This is a genomic window from uncultured Campylobacter sp. (genome assembly GCF_937921625.1).
Classification (GTDB): Bacteria; Campylobacterota; Campylobacteria; order Campylobacterales; family Campylobacteraceae; genus Campylobacter_B.
In genome coordinates, this window is the sequence record NZ_CAKZTI010000049.1 from 1 (window position 1) to 14,247 (window position 14,247).

Here is a 14,247-nt window from a genome sequence, read left to right on the forward strand (position 1 = left end):
GCGATCATAGCCGACGAGGCCGCGATCGGCGTGATAAATCAAAAAACGACCGCCGTGCGCATCATCCCCAAAGGCAAAGAGGGCGATACGCTGGAATTTGGCGGCCTGCTCGGCAGCGCGCCCGTGATGAGCGTAAATAAAAACTCATCGGCGGACTTCATTGCTCGCGGCGGCCAGATACCAGCACCTATTCATAGTTTTAAGAATTAAAATTCTCATAGCCTGCGATGACTTACGGCGGGCTATGGGTATGGGGACTTAAATTTGATCGTGTGGTAAAATAAAAAGTATGCCAAATGATGGACGGTGCAAAGTGCTTGTTTGAAATAGGAATTTGATACCTAAAATTTAGGTATTTGTAAAATTTTATCAATTAACTGATATTTTTTATCTAGCACTGGTATTTCTATCGTGTCATATTTTTCCATTTCTATTAGTTTTATAGCCACCGGTGTGCTTGGTGTGATCATCCCAAGCTCAGGTTTACTAACATCAGAAACCAAATACGGCCAAATAGTATTGTCTTTTATATCTTTTAGAAAATACAACCCCATAGCACATATACAATCAATATCTAAAATTTGTTTTTCATCTTCATAAACATCGCCGATCATTTTTGATCTTAATGTAACATAGTCATTTATATTTTGATCTGTTATATATTTTGTAGAAATTTCATTTGTTTTTATATTTTTTAGCGTATATACCAATAGGCAGTAGTTTGGTGGATTAAATTTCTTATAATATGCCTTCTTTATTCGTTCTAACTTTTGTTCTTGCCTTTTATTTATAGCGACCAATCTGTCAATTTCCGCTTGTGACCTTTGATTCGCTTCTCTAACTATTTCATCTGTATCGCTACAACCGGAAAAGAAAAATGCTATAAATATGGGAAATAGATATTTTTTCATATCACGCCTTATTTTCTAGTAATAGCTTAATTAACTGTTGATTATTTTCTCTCAATAAAATTTTTGAACTATGAGAAACCATGGCTGGAATTTTAGATTTATTATCCATAATTACATCATTGTTTTTAATGTCAAAAAGTTTAAGTAAATGGCATTTTTTAGCTTCTTTTTCAATACTCACAATTTCAGCAGCACAGTCAAATTTTTCTTCAGCTATCAGGTAGATGAATACGATATCATTTAGCTTAAATTTACTATGATATTGTTGCCAAGATATATGTTCTAAAATATTTAGGGACTTTGCCTTCTCTGTATCATACGTTTTTAATAAGAAATACGCCACGATTCGCCCTTTGCTTAAAATTTAATAAGTATGATTTTAGCAAAAAGAAAAAGATCATGTCAATAAAGTATCGGTAAAATTTAGATAATGGTAGAATATTTTAAAAAATCTTTACTTGAAATTTTAGTAGAAAATAAAAAATTATTTTGAAAAGCACGAATCATAGCAATTGCTTGAGTTTTTTTGTGGCCTTTGTTTTATGATGTAGAATATGTGAATGATGAATGTTTATTGTTCAGATGTCCTCGAGCATATAAAAGACACTATGTGTTTCTTATAAAAAATGAAATTTAAAATGCTTGCAGTAAAATTTGCAGTAAGTATTTTCTAAGCGCAATCGCGCGAATAAGGAGGCAAAATGCAAGGAGGTTTCAAAAGCTCTGGCGGCGGTTTAGGCGGTTCGGGTAGCATGGGCGGAGGCTTCGGCGGTATGTGAAACCCCTTCAATCAAGGCAGGCTCGCAGACGCAAAGCGCTTCGGCATCATATCGGCGGCGCTTATGCTGATTTCTGCGCTTGCGGAGCACCTACCGGGCGGCGAGGGGCTATTTAGCATCAGGGCGTGCCTGGGCCTGGGCTCGCTCATCCTTCTTTATCGCGCGGCGAAAGGTATCTCCGAGCTTGCGGGCAGCGATACCGTTTCCAACGTAAAATTTATAATTATCACCGCGATTGCCTATGCGGTTGCTTCGATATTGCAAAATCGCGCCCTTACGATTATCGGCGCGCTGGCGGTTCTGTTTTTCATCGCTAGGCTTATACTACAGGCTGTATAAAGACACGCAAAACGCGCTATTTCTGATCGCCGTGGGGGTTTCATTCGCGGGCGGCATACTGTCCGTCATCTCTGAGGGCGGCTCGCGCATATCCGTGCTGATGGACTTTGCAGCGCCTGCGGCATTTTTGTTCGCGTGGCTTCGGATGAAAAAGATCGCTTAGCGCTTTTGTGCCTGCCAGCCTAAGAAGCGAGCCAAATTCTTTCGGCGCGGATTAAATACAGCGCGCAAAACAGGCGCAGCGTCAAAATTTTAAAAGACGACGCGAAAATATGAGGCGGAAATAAAATGCAAAAAATGGCTTGGAAATTTGGCGAGCTTGAAAAGGTCGCGACGGACGAGGGCTTCATTTGGTACGCGGAGCTGAAGCTAAAAAGTGAAAGCTTCGGTGAGGTGCCGTTTTGCCTCGTGTCTGCAGATACGGCGGATGTGGACGATGAGACGATCTTGCTCGCGCAGCGCATCGCCCGAGACATCGATCGGTACGTAAAAGACGCCCTCGCCTTCCTGCGAGACGAGCTTAGGCGCGAGTGTCGTTTGGGCGAGGATGAGCTTAGGCTGCTTGACGCGCCCGTTTGCGATCTGCCGTTTGAGCTTCCGCAATGCACGTTTTACGCGCGCGATACGCAGTGGTTGATGAGGTTTGCCGAGGGCGCGCTTGATATTTGCGATCCTTTCGGCATCGGGGTGATTTTCGAGGGCGAAAGACCGCTGCGCGTGGAAAATTTAGAGCTTAGCAGAGAGTATTAACCGCGGATAAAATTTTAAATTTAGAGGCGATTTTAAAATTTACGCAGCGCGCAAATCGGCGCACAATGGCGCGCTCCCTCAGGTAAATTTAATCGCGGCTTGTTGTCGTTTTGAAATTTTGTGGCGCACTGCAGCGGCTAAGATACGCTTTGACAAGATAGCGTCTAAATTTCATTTCCCGCGCCGTGCAAATACTTCGTTCGTGCTCTTAAAAGCGAGCGTTTATGACGGCGGCGCAAATTTAGGTGCAGGCTTGTCGGAATTCTGCGTAAAATTTTGAAAGTATCCGCGCGCAACGGCGAGTAAAAAGCGTGCGCAAACTTGGCGTCTGGGCGCATGTCCGCTCATAGCCGCTACGGATTGAGCGAGCGAAGCTATAGAATTTAACGCAGGGCGCGCGCGGGGAAAAGTCGAAGATAGGTGCGGAGAGATACAAAAAAAGCGTAAAGGCGCGCGGCGGTATAGAGTGGGGTAGTGCGGGCTGCCGCAAATCGGGCTCGCAAATTGCGGATCGAAAGCGAGTTGAAACAAAAAGCTCGGTGCGCGGATTTGTGGATAAGGAAGTCGACGAGAGCAAAAAGCTCGGCGCATATATTTACGGATCGGGCGTCTAGGAAAGGACGGGACGCGCACCGCGAATTTAGCGATTTGGCGCGCAGAACGCGAATCAAAAAGCGCCGTAAGCAAAGAGGCGCGCAGCGAAATTTTGCGCTCCTTGAAATTTTATAAAATTTTGCCGCAAAATTTACACTTTTTAAAATTCTATAAAATTCTGCTTGCAGAGCTTGCCCGTGAAATTTTTAAAGCTCTTGGCGGTCTTTTTTGAAATTTATGAAGCAGATCGCCGCGCAAGCGCCGCCGAGTAAAATTTGAGATCGAAGCAAGCTGAAAGCTTAAATTTTAAGCGCGGGTAAATTTGGCTCGCAAATTGTGGATCGGGCGTATGCGATGACAACGGCGCGGAGCGCAAATTTAGCGAGAAAACGAGAAAAATGATGTATAAATTTCGCGCGCAAACTATCTTAAATTTAACGAACAAATCTTAAAACCGCTCTCGCAACATCCCACTTCAAACTAGTAAATTTTAAAATTTCACCGTGCGGCATTCCTGCGCGAATTATTTAAATTTAATGATTAAATTTCAAAATTCGCCGTCTCGCATCACGCCCAAATTAACACTCTATCTCGCAGCATTTAGCGCGCAGATCGCGCAAATTTCATGCTCTGTCTGACGGCATTTGGCGCGTGAATTTCGCTCTGTGTACGCGCGCAAATTTTATGCTCCGCCAGGTGGAATTTAACGCTCAAATTTCACGACGAAATTTCACGGCGTTTCGAGTCTCGCGATTTACAGCTTCCTAAGCTTCGCGATCTCATCGCGTAGCGCCGCGGCCTTTTCAAACTCCAGAGCGGCTGCGGCTTCGAGCATCTGCTTGCGGAGCTCCTTTACGATCTTGGCGCGCTCGGCGGCAGGCATCTTCTCTAAATTGGCACCCTTTCTTAAAATTTCGGTGCCGTCCTCGATCTTTAGGCTATTCTCGATATTGCGGCTCGCAGAATGCGGGGTTATGCCGTGGGCGCGGTTGTATTCATCTTGAAATTTACGGCGCTTTTGGGTGATGTCGATCGCCTCTTGCATCGAAGCGGTGATCTTTTTGCAAAACATCACGACCTGCCCATGCACGTTTCGCGCGGCTCGCCCCATCGTCTGAATTAGGCTCGTGCGCGAACGCAAAAAGCCCTCCTTATCGGCATCCATGATCGCGATAAGGCTTACTTCGGGCAGATCGAGCCCCTCGCGGAGCAAATTTATACCGATTAGCATATCGTATTCGCCGCTGCGTAGGCCGCGGATGAGCTCGTTGCGCTCAATCGCATCGATGTCCGAGTGCATATATTTGACCTTAAGCCCAAGCTCTAGATAGTATTTGCTCAGCTCCTCCGCCATCTTTTTGGTTAGCACGGTCACTAAGATCCGCTCGCCGCGCGCGATGACCTCCTTTGCCATATCGTGTAAAATTTCGACCTGGTTGTCGCTGTCTTTTAAGATAATCTGCGGATCGAGTAGTCCCGTCGGGCGCAGTATCTGCTCATATACGGCTCCGCGGCTAAGATCCAGCTCGTAATCATTTGGCGTTGCGGAGACGAATAGAAATTTAGCTTTTTTGTTGATAAACTCATCAAACATCAGCGGACGGTTATCAAGTGCTGATGGCAGGCGGAAGCCGTACTGCACGAGCGTCTCCTTACGGCTGCGATCTCCTGCAAACATACCGCGAAACTGCGGCAGGCTCACGTGGCTTTCGTCGACGATGACGAGATAGTCCTTGCCCTTGCTCTCGTAATAATCAAAGAGCGAATAGGGCGTCTCGCCCGGCTTTTGGCCGGTCAGATAGCGCGCGTAGTTTTCGATCCCCTTGCACATCCCCGTAGCGCCCAGCATCTCAAGATCAAACTCCACTCGCCCTTTCAGCCGCTGCGCCTCTACGAGCTTGCCCGCGTCCTCGAAAAATTTCAACCTCTGCTCAAGCTCCTCCTCGATCCCTTTAATCGTTGATTTCAGGCGCTGCTCGCCCACGATGAACTGGCTCGTCGGATAAAGGATAAATTTTTTGACGCTCTGCGTCTTTTTGTTTTCGAGCACGTCTAGATGATACATCGCCTCTATCTCGTCGCCGAAAAACTCGATCCTAAATGCCTCGTCGTTAAAATACGCGGGATAGATGTCGATCACGTCGCCGTTTACGCGAAAATTCCCGCGATCAAAAAAATCGTCGTTGCGTTTGTAGCCCATATCGACGAGCTTGCGAAGTAAAAATTTAGTGCTAAATTTTGATCCGATCTCAAAAAACAGCACCATGCCTTTATATTCGGCGGGATCGCCCAGGCCGTAGTTTGCCGAAACCGACGCTACGGTGATGACATCATCAAAGCTCAGCAGGCTTGCAGTGGCGCTTAGCCGCAAGCGCTCGAGCTCTTGGTTTACGTCGCTGTCCTTTTCGATGAAAAGATCCTGCCTGGGGATGTAGGCCTCGGGCTGATAGTAATCGTAGTAGCTGATGAAATACTCGACGTGATTTTGCGGGAAAAAGCCCTTAAATTCGCTATAAAGCTGCGCCGCGAGAGATTTATTATGCGTCATTACGAGCGCGGGAATTCCGAGGCGCTTGATGATATTTGCCATGCTGAAAGTCTTACCCGAGCCGGTAACGCCGAGAAGAGTTTGGTATTTGTTGCCGCTTTGAAAGCCCGCGACGATGCCTTCGATCGCTTTTTCTTGATCCTCGCTCGGAGAGAATTTGCTCTCGATTTTAAAATTTTGCAAAATTTTTCCTTTTTTAAAGCCAAAATTGGGTAATATTTTTATTTAAATTATATCAGAAAAGGCGAAATAATGGAATCAATCTTTGACGAAGAGAAAAAGGTCGAGGGCTTAAGCAATAAAGTAGCTGAGCTGATTAGACGCTATAGCGAAGCTAGAGACGAAAACGAAAAGCTACGCACAGAGCTAGCGACGGTCAAGGCGCAAAACGAGGCTTTGGGAATGCAGCTTGGCACGCTAGAAAATGATCTGGCGTATCGTAAGATGAGCGATGAGGATCTAAGTAAGCAGATCGACGATATTTTGGCAGGCGATAATTTAGGCGAGAAATGAAAGAAATTTCGGTTCAGCTGACGAGTAAGTCTTTGACGAAAAAATACGCGATAAGCCTGGATGATGACTTTGCGAAGGTCTTCGGTAGGGACTGGCGGATTTTAACTCGCGGCAGCGATCATCTGGATGCGGGCGAACTACTTGAAGCCTATATCCAAAAAAGCTATGAAAATTTTATGCTTAATAAAAAAATAGATGCCTTGGTAAAAGACATCGACGAAGGAGTAAAATGATGAAAATGAGAAAAGGTGCGGCAGTAGGCGGCGGCGTAAGCGGGATAATATTTTTAGCTATTATAATCTTCGTGATAGTAAAAATAATATATCCTAAATTAAGCGGTGCTAAGGATGAGGTTTTAGTGAAAGCTTATGCAGTCGAGCTTGAAGGCGTATTTAAAGATATACAACGCGACTACTTAAATCAAGGAAATTTTCGCGAGCTAAAGAGCATGACGGGCTCCAGACAGTTTAGTGATAGTGATCTAGAAAAAACCGTCACTTTAAATCAATCCTTTGATTACGGCGTAGGACCGAAACTCAAAAACGATATGATCTTTTGCGCGACGATCACCTTACGTCAAGATAGTGATGGATATTTTTTCGAGACCTCGAATATCAATCGCAACAGGGAGCGATGCGAAGCATTTCATAAAGATACGACCTATATGAAGTTAAATGGCTTTAGGATAGGCAAATAATTTTTAAAATTTAATCGCGCGACTGCTATGGATTCATAAAGCGTATGTGTAGCATGAGCGCGATAGTGCTAGTGAAGTGCGATAAGCCGTACATCGCGGCTCGCACCTCGTGCCAAAAACATGCTAATATTTCAAGAATTCATCTTTATAGGTATTTTTTAAAATTTAGCTTTAAAATTGGCATTTTTACATTTATATTGACAGCTTATCGGCTAAATTTTAATCATATTTTAGTTTGTAATTCATATCGGTCATGATTTATGCTATTGCGGTTAAATTTATGAAATGGGTGCTTTGAAGCTATGCCCCTCGCGTGACGCGATGCGAGCTGAGATTTACGAAAAGTGCCTTATAAAACAAGCGTATTAAAGCAAAATATCAAGATTATCTTAAATTCATGAAATTCGCACTCTAAAAGTGCGCGGAATTTCATCGGCGCGGGTTTTAAATTTTTCACATAATTTTTATCGCCGATTCTCAACCGCCGATTTGATCCAACTACGCAAATAATCTAGCTGCTGCGGTGTATGGAACCAATGCTCGCCGTTTTTCATAACGCTTAAGTCGCAGTCGAACTTCTGCGCAAAATTTTTGACGATGTAAAGAGGCGTCATATCGTCGTTTTCTGCATATAGAATTCTACTGGGCGTTTCCCATTTTGTGATCGGATTGTTCAAAACAAAACTCCAATATTCCCAAAAAAGCGGTTGCCAGACAGGGGTCAAAATCATCCGCTCTTGCTTCAATCGCTCCTCGCTGACGCCAGCCCTACGCATAATATTTGAAATAACGTATTTCATATCAAGTATCGGCGAGATGAAGAGGCAGTCGCTAAGCTTTTCGTCGCGGAAGCTTTGCAGGCCGAGCCATGCCCCTAGGCTAACGGCAAATAGCGCGACCTCGCCCCAGCGCTTCTTTGCATACGATAAAATTTCGCGAAATTCCAAAATAGCGCGCCGCGGATCGCAAGAAGCGGGCTCGTGCCGCCTCTGTCCGTGTCCGGGCAAGTCAAAGCTAATAACCTGCCGGCCTTGCTCGCAAACGACGGAAGCCAAAAACTCCGCATCATCTTTGCTTCCGTACTGCCCATGAGCGTAGATATAAACCTTTTTCGAGCGGCTCCCCCAAATGGCGGCGGGAACGCCACGTATCTCAATCGCGCTCTTTTGCATTTTTCGTTCCTTTAAATTTTTTGCGTCGATACCCGCATTTTGCGGCAATGCTACAAGCAAAACCATAAATATTGCTGAAAATTTAATAGCACGCCCTGCTAGACTGCCTGCGATTAGCGATAAATTTTAAAATTTTACGCGCGAGCTGTACCTGCCGCTTTGTTTTAAATTTAGCCGCACAAAATTTTAAGCGGCATAATTTTGATTCTTGCAGAGCAATTAAATTTTTATGTCTTAGAATTCTGCAGGTTACGCGAGTCGCGAATAAATACCGCTTAAATTTTAAATTTCAAGCGGGCTCACGCCTCAGAAGTTAAAATTTGCACTAATTTCATAAGCCGCGCTCAGGATACGGTTTTTAAAATTTCGGTGCTTGATAGTGCTCGTAATCGCGCTGTGTTTGCCATGAGCACATCCAAAAAGCTTAAAAAATCAATCCCGCGGCGCCGAACTTGACCCCTAAAGAGATAACTATCAAAACCCCAAGCCCCGCGAAAAAGCCCGCCAGCACGTCATCCAGCATCACGCCGAGCCCGCCTGGTACGTCGCGATCCACGCGCCCGATGATCGATGGCTTGCGGATGTCAAACGCCCTGAAAAACAGCAGTGCCAAAATCATCGCGACGATCGATATCCTGCTGCTCTCAAAGCCTGCGATCAGCTCCGGCAGCGGCAGCGAAAAGATCTCGCCCACGGGCGCTGCGACGCACATCGCGATCCACACCCCCACGACTTCGTCGATGACGATCTCGCTGTTATCGTGCGAGCAGGTCCGCTTCTCGTAATCGCCTACGATCTTAAGCGAGACGAAAAAGACGAGGCCGGCGCACAAAAACAGCGTCACCTCGCCCGCGAGCATCAAGACCGCCAGCCCCGCTATCCAGCCTGCGATGCTGCCCCAGGTGCCGGGCGCGGGCTTTAGCAGCCCCGCGCCGAAAAATGTAACGAAAATTTTATCCATAATTGTCCTTTTAAATTTTGCTTTTTAAAATTTTACCGCTTATTTTAATTAGAGCATCTGCTCGCGCGAAAATTTTAAATTCGCCCACGTACAGAAATTTTAAATTTCGTTCGTGCATGTAAAATTAATTTGCCCACCCGCACGAAATCAGTTCTACCCGCTCGTCACAAAAATTTCGCTCACTAACGTATGAATTTTAAAATTTTAAAATTTTGCTCGCCTGCGTGGAGATTTCAAACCCGTCCGCAAACGCACGGCATTTTGCGCGAGCGAGCAGTCATTGCGCTGCATCCGAGTTTTGCGCTGTAACTCGCAGCAACCGCTTAATTTTAAAATTTTAAGCTCGCTTGCCGAAAACTTAAAATTTAGATCCGCTACACTGCTAATTACGCATATGCCGCGCCTTAAAATTTTAAATCCGCTTCGTCGCATGATTTTATTGCGTCGTTATAAATTTGCTACGAAGCCGAGTCTTTAAAATTTAAAGCTCGTTTTATCGCGCTGTTAATGCTTTAAAAATTTAGCTTCGTTGCGCCACAAAATTTTACGCCAAATCTGCATTCGCCGCTCTTTATGCTATAAAATTCCGTGCAGTCCTTTCTTTCCGCACTATGAAATTTTACTTTACGTCTAGCCGCCGTAAATTCTAACGCCACGAAATTTTACCCTCTGCCTAGATGCCGCAAATTCCACATCATTTTTGCGTTGCGCCCTCAAACGCTACGTCTTTAGCGCGCTGGTTTGGTACAGCTGCATCAGCTGTTCGTAAAACTCGCTCTCGCCGTGGCTCTGCAAGATCCCGCTGTTTGGAAAAAGCTCGTCGTAGAGCTTTTGCAGATCTGAAAACCGCGCGGGAAAAAGCTCGCTTAAAATCATCGCCGAGATTTCCTTGCGCATAAAAATTGCGGGTGGCAAAATCCCCGCGCGCAGCAGAGCCTTGAGATTTTGCGCGCGGTAATGCACGTGATGATGAGCGCCGTGAGGGCAGTTTTTGGTGCTTACGAGCACCTTGCACTTCTCGCAATAGACGTATTCCGGCATAAGCAAAATCTCGATTTCGCCGCGCTTTTGATACTCGTCCAGCACCGAATGCACGCCGCCACCTTCGAAAAATAGCTCCATATTTGCGTGATTTTGCCCAAAAATTATTTTGTTTATACCTAAATTTTTCGCGATCGCGCACTGCAGGGCAGGCTTGTCGTCAAAAATTGCAAGCGAGCCCAGATCGATCATCATAGCGCGTTGCGCGACCAAAAAATTCTGCAGTAAATAGCTTAGCGTTTTTTTGCGTAGCTCGTAGGGCAGGGCATCCGCGCTGCTCGTGCCGGTTAAAAAAATCACCACGAAATCCGCCTTATCGATCATATGCCTAATCAGCCGCTCATGCACGCGGTGGATCGGATCGGCGCAGGTAAAAAACGCTGAAATTTTAGGCGCGGCAAGCGAGCTTGCGACTTTTTTTATGCGCGCGATTTGCTCTGCAAGACCATTTTTTAGCAGCGTGATGCGCCCCTGCACCGCAGTTTGCTCTGCGTACGCGTTTTGAAACACCGAGTCTGCGACCTCGCTTGCGCTTGGGGCATAAACGTCGCTAACGTCTATGCGCGCTACAAGCTCGCAAGAAGCGGGATTTTTGATGAAATTTTCAGTGGAATTTGAGATAAAATTTCCCACCGAATTTGCTACGGATTTTGTATCTGTGCTGCAAACGCGATTGAGTGCGGAATTTTCGGCAAAGCTCTGCGCGGAATTTACCGCAGATTTTTCACTGGAGCTTTTCTCCGAATCCAAAGCGGCGTTGTTTGCAGATTTTACATCTGTGCTGCGAGTAAAAGTTTGATCATGGCACGCGGCAAGGCTTTCTATATGGTCTAAGCCCTCGCTTGTGGCGTTTATAGCGCTTTGCGCACTTGCAGTGCGCGCAAAATCCGTGCCGCTTTTCGCAAAACTCTGCTCGTTTTGCGCCGCGGCAGAAACTCCATCCTGCAAGTTGCGCGATTCTTTAGCTAGCAAATACGCACCACTTTCGCCGCTAAGCGAATTTTTGGCGCGTTCGGCTATGCCGTCCTTGCGGAGATAAAGCTCTAAAATATCGCCCTTTTTTGCGTCCGCGCAAGAAAAAACGAAATTTATGCCGCATACGCTAAGCTTGCTTGGGCGCAGTAGCTCGCAGCTCTTGCCGAAAGCGCCGTTTGCGAGCAGGCTCAAGACGTTTAGGTCGGAGCGCGAGATCACTATCTTGCGGATTTGCGTTGCGCCATTATTTGTGCCTTTGCTCTCGCTTCCGACTTGCTCTGCTTTTAAATTTCTTGCCGCGTCCTTAGCTCGCGCCTCGTCTTTTCTGGCATTACTAGCTTTTGACATTTTTAAATTCCGCATTGTTTTTAAATCACGCTTTGCTTTTGAGTTCTGTGATGCTTTTAAATTTTGCTTCGCTTCTAAATTCTGCGCCGCGTCACTCGAAGCTTTTGCGATGTTTAGAGGTTTTGTGCCGCTTGAAATCCCTTCGCTTTCAAGCGGTTTTATTTCGTTTAAATTGCCGGTATCGCGTGAAATTTCTGTCCCGTCTGCGATCCATGCCGAGCGCGCGCGGCTATTTTTTTCTTGCGATGCCATATTTTTTCCTTTTCTCCCAAAGCGATTTTCGAGAAATCCCAAGTGCCGCCGCCAGATCGGAGTCGAAATACTCGTCTTGGTGCGCTACGATCGTGAGCTTTACGTATTCTTCGATGCTTAAAATTTCACTGCGTTCTTTGCTGCTGCCAAGCGTAATTTCGTCGTTAAAGCCCTTTTGCGCGCCGATGGATCCGGCAATTAGGCGCATGGATTTGGTTTTGCTTATAAATTTTTCCTTCTGCGCGCCGCTTAGGCTATCGAAATCTGGTGCGTAAAAAATCTCCGCGCCGCGTTCTAGCAGCTCAGGGCCTTGTGCGGATAGAATTTTAAGGCGCGATTTTAGCGCAAGCGCGATCTTAAATACCGCCGCAGCCCGCGCTGCCGCATCACCGCGCAAAAGAAGCGGGAATTTTATCTGCGCTAAACGCGCGGGCGGTATCTCGCACAAAAGGGAGGCCTCTTTAAGCAGCGCCTCGTAGGCTTCGTTTTGCGATTTTAGCGAGCGAAACTGCGCGTAATGCTCGATCTTTTTGATGAGCTCCTCTATCATAAAAGGCTTTTGGATATAATCCGTCGCGCCCGCTTTTACGGGGTTTAGCACCGTTTCGCTATCGACGTAAGCGACCATCAAAATTATGATCGAGCGCCTAAATTTCTCGATCAGCGGATAAAAGCTCGCGCCGCTCCAGCTCGTAGAGAGCAGCACCGCCTCAAACTCCTCCGTAAGGCCCGCCGCGGTCGCCAAACTCGCCGCGTTAGTGCATTCATGCCCCAGCGCGCCGAGTTTGTTTGCGATACTTTGAGCAAGATAGCTTTCGCTCTCGATTATTAAAATTTTCATACGTCCTGCGCCTTTGCTGCGTACTTTTGCCAGTCGTAAAATTTCAAACTCACCGCAGCCTGCGCGGCGATGCCTTCGCTTCTGCCTGTAAATCCCAGCCCTTCGGTCGTAGTCGCTTTGACATTGACGCGGGCACAGTTTAAAATTTCGCTTAAAATCTCTTGTATCTGTGCTTTGTAGGCGCCGATCTTCGGGCGTTGCGCGATGATCGTAATATCGGCGTTTACGAGCTCGTAGCCGTAGCCTCTGACGCGCCGCATTACCTTTCGTAACAGTTCCTTGCTATCCGCACCTTTAAATTTGACGTCGCTATCGGGGAAAAGTTCGCCGATGTCGCCCAGCATCGCTGCGCCGCAAATAGCGTCGATTAGGGCGTGGATTGCTACGTCGCCGTCGCTGTGCGCGATCAGCGCGAATTCGCACGGGATCTGTACGCCGCCGAGCACGATGCCCGCGCCTTTTTCAAGCGCATGCACGTCGTAACCCGTACCGCAAAAGATATCGTGCGAGCAGGGTTTTAAATTTAGCGCCGCCAGATCGCTTGCGCGCGTGATCTTAAGCGCGCCCACTTCGCCTTTTATAAACTCCAACCGTCCGCCCGCGCTACCGACTGCTGCGCTGTCGTCGGTAAAAATTTCGCTTCCTTCAAGCGCCTTTTTAAGTAGCGCCGTGCGCGAAAGCTGCGGCGTTTGGATGAGGCGCAGCTCCTCTCGCTCCACAATGCGCTCGCCGAGATAGGTCGTGTCGTTTACGCCAAGATAGGGGCTGATACAGTCCGCGCTGCCTAAATTTCGTATCAGCGAGGAGATCAGCCCTGGCGAAATTTGCGCGCGGGCTACGTCGCTTACGAGCACGAGCTCGCTCTCTACGAGCCGCAGCGCGTTTTTTAGCGAGCTTTGGCGATTTGCGCCGCCGGGGGCGAAGTGAAATTTTAAATTTGCAGAGCCGCATTCATCTGCACCGCATTCGACTTGAGCTTTAAAATTTTCCGCGCCCCGCGGCTTGCTTGCGTCGTTTAGATCGTCTGCGCCGCATTCGACCTCGTCCTGCTCGCTTTGAAATTTATACTCGCTCGTGTCGCACTCTGCACTTCCTCTGCGCTCAGAGGCCAAGCTGCACGCATAAAGGCGCTCGCAATAGCTCACGTCCTCCTCGTTTACGGCGATTATGATTTTTTTAAATGGGTGCGCCCGCGCGATATTTTGCGCGACGTATTGCCAAAGCGGCAGCTCGCCTACGCGCAGCCACTGCTTTTTGACGGGGAGACCAAACCTGCTCGAATCGCCCGCAGCGAGCAAAATCAGCGATATATCTTTCAAATTTTATCCTTGAAATTTTGTTACGAAATTATACGTATTAAAAATGAAAGCAAAATTAATCGCGGCTTGCGCACTGAAATATCTTAATCTTAGGCGTAAATTTACACGGCGCGGCGGTAAAATTTCATCCTGCGTTACGAAAATAAACGGCAAAAGAAAAGTAAGGATTAATGAAATTTGTTATATTATACGCGCATTTTTAAGAAG

The 14,247-nt window shown here is 46.8% G+C and carries 15 protein-coding genes; 7 read left to right on the top strand and 8 right to left on the bottom strand.

The window, feature by feature from the left end:
* Positions 1-210: DUF711 family protein (locus Q0101_RS08000; protein WP_297944121.1), on the top strand; the 210-nt coding region annotated here is incomplete at its 5' end.
* Positions 211-341: 131 nt separating this feature from the next.
* Here Q0101_RS08000 and Q0101_RS08005 read toward each other — a convergent pair.
* Both Q0101_RS08005 and Q0101_RS08010 read right to left on the bottom strand, forming a co-directional pair.
* Complete coding sequence (locus Q0101_RS08005; RefSeq protein ID WP_297944123.1) at positions 342-911, bottom strand: hypothetical protein; 570 nt, start codon at positions 909-911, stop codon at positions 342-344.
* Between the two features lies 1 nt (position 912).
* The gene (locus Q0101_RS08010) at positions 913-1,254 is read right to left on the bottom strand and encodes a hypothetical protein (RefSeq protein ID WP_297944125.1); all 342 of its coding nucleotides are present in this window, start codon (positions 1,252-1,254) and stop codon (positions 913-915) included.
* Positions 1,255-1,753: 499 nt separating this feature from the next.
* Between Q0101_RS08010 and Q0101_RS08015 the strand changes: the two genes are divergently transcribed.
* The 3 genes from Q0101_RS08015 to Q0101_RS08025 all read left to right on the top strand — a co-directional run bounded on the left by Q0101_RS08015 (position 1,754) and on the right by Q0101_RS08025 (position 2,779).
* The gene (locus tag Q0101_RS08015) at positions 1,754-2,029 is read left to right on the top strand and encodes a hypothetical protein (RefSeq protein WP_297944127.1); all 276 of its coding nucleotides are present in this window, start codon (positions 1,754-1,756) and stop codon (positions 2,027-2,029) included.
* 31 nt (positions 2,030-2,060) lie between these two features.
* Positions 2,061-2,192, top strand: a complete 132-nt coding sequence (locus Q0101_RS08020; RefSeq protein ID WP_297944130.1) for a hypothetical protein — start codon at positions 2,061-2,063, stop codon at positions 2,190-2,192.
* 125 nt (positions 2,193-2,317) lie between these two features.
* On the top strand, positions 2,318-2,779 hold the full coding sequence (locus Q0101_RS08025; RefSeq protein ID WP_297944133.1) for a hypothetical protein: 462 nt from the start codon (positions 2,318-2,320) through the stop codon (positions 2,777-2,779).
* A gap of 1,348 nt (positions 2,780-4,127) precedes the next feature.
* On the opposite strand, the gene uvrB is transcribed toward Q0101_RS08025, so the two are convergent.
* Complete coding sequence (gene uvrB, locus Q0101_RS08030; protein ID WP_297944136.1) at positions 4,128-6,104, bottom strand: excinuclease ABC subunit UvrB; 1,977 nt, start codon at positions 6,102-6,104, stop codon at positions 4,128-4,130.
* A gap of 69 nt (positions 6,105-6,173) precedes the next feature.
* Between uvrB and Q0101_RS08035 the strand changes: the two genes are divergently transcribed.
* The 3 genes from Q0101_RS08035 to Q0101_RS08045 are packed head-to-tail and all read left to right on the top strand — an operon-like array spanning position 6,174 to position 7,131.
* Positions 6,174-6,434, top strand: a complete 261-nt coding sequence (locus Q0101_RS08035; RefSeq protein ID WP_177388007.1) for a hypothetical protein — start codon at positions 6,174-6,176, stop codon at positions 6,432-6,434.
* Positions 6,431-6,667, top strand: a complete 237-nt coding sequence (locus Q0101_RS08040) for a hypothetical protein (RefSeq protein WP_005871317.1) — start codon at positions 6,431-6,433, stop codon at positions 6,665-6,667. The genes Q0101_RS08035 and Q0101_RS08040 overlap by 4 nt, the downstream gene beginning before the upstream one ends.
* A complete protein-coding gene (locus Q0101_RS08045; protein ID WP_177388005.1) occupies positions 6,664-7,131 on the top strand; it encodes a hypothetical protein in 468 nt (155 codons plus the stop codon). Before Q0101_RS08040 ends, Q0101_RS08045 begins: the two co-directional genes overlap by 4 nt.
* 464 nt (positions 7,132-7,595) lie before the next feature.
* Here Q0101_RS08045 and Q0101_RS08050 read toward each other — a convergent pair whose 3' ends face one another.
* From Q0101_RS08050 to ispF, 5 genes are all read right to left on the bottom strand, one after another.
* Entirely contained in the window at positions 7,596-8,303 is a 708-nt protein-coding gene (locus Q0101_RS08050; protein ID WP_297944140.1) for an alpha/beta hydrolase, read from the bottom strand.
* Between the two features lie 424 nt (positions 8,304-8,727).
* Complete coding sequence (locus tag Q0101_RS08055) at positions 8,728-9,264, bottom strand: phosphatidylglycerophosphatase A (RefSeq protein ID WP_297944143.1); 537 nt, start codon at positions 9,262-9,264, stop codon at positions 8,728-8,730.
* A gap of 720 nt (positions 9,265-9,984) precedes the next feature.
* Positions 9,985-11,880 (bottom strand): hypothetical protein, encoded by a 1,896-nt coding sequence (locus tag Q0101_RS08060; protein WP_297944147.1) that lies wholly within the window; start codon positions 11,878-11,880, stop codon positions 9,985-9,987.
* Positions 11,858-12,721, bottom strand: coding sequence for a hypothetical protein (locus Q0101_RS08065; RefSeq protein WP_297944150.1), 864 nt, complete (start codon positions 12,719-12,721; stop codon positions 11,858-11,860). Before Q0101_RS08065 ends, Q0101_RS08060 begins: the two co-directional genes overlap by 23 nt.
* Positions 12,718-14,040: a 2-C-methyl-D-erythritol 2,4-cyclodiphosphate synthase gene (ispF, locus tag Q0101_RS08070; protein WP_297944152.1), complete on the bottom strand. Its 1,323-nt coding sequence runs from the start codon at positions 14,038-14,040 to the stop codon at positions 12,718-12,720. The genes Q0101_RS08065 and ispF overlap by 4 nt, the downstream gene beginning before the upstream one ends.
* Between the last annotated feature and the right edge of the window lie 207 nt (positions 14,041-14,247).

Coding starts and splice junctions, on each gene's coding strand:
- Q0101_RS08005 (WP_297944123.1), bottom strand. CDS start 911: ATGAAAAAATATCTATTTCCCATATTTATAGCATTTTTCTTTTCCGGT.
- Q0101_RS08055 (WP_297944143.1), bottom strand. CDS start 9,264: ATGGATAAAATTTTCGTTACATTTTTCGGCGCGGGGCTGCTAAAGCCC.
- Q0101_RS08035 (WP_177388007.1), top strand. CDS start 6,174: ATGGAATCAATCTTTGACGAAGAGAAAAAGGTCGAGGGCTTAAGCAAT.
- Q0101_RS08065 (WP_297944150.1), bottom strand. CDS start 12,721: ATGAAAATTTTAATAATCGAGAGCGAAAGCTATCTTGCTCAAAGTATC.
- Q0101_RS08025 (WP_297944133.1), top strand. CDS start 2,318: ATGCAAAAAATGGCTTGGAAATTTGGCGAGCTTGAAAAGGTCGCGACG.
- Q0101_RS08040 (WP_005871317.1), top strand. CDS start 6,431: ATGAAAGAAATTTCGGTTCAGCTGACGAGTAAGTCTTTGACGAAAAAA.
- Q0101_RS08060 (WP_297944147.1), bottom strand. CDS start 11,880: ATGGCATCGCAAGAAAAAAATAGCCGCGCGCGCTCGGCATGGATCGCA.
- Q0101_RS08015 (WP_297944127.1), top strand. CDS start 1,754: ATGCTGATTTCTGCGCTTGCGGAGCACCTACCGGGCGGCGAGGGGCTA.
- Q0101_RS08045 (WP_177388005.1), top strand. CDS start 6,664: ATGATGAAAATGAGAAAAGGTGCGGCAGTAGGCGGCGGCGTAAGCGGG.
- Q0101_RS08050 (WP_297944140.1), bottom strand. CDS start 8,303: ATGCAAAAGAGCGCGATTGAGATACGTGGCGTTCCCGCCGCCATTTGG.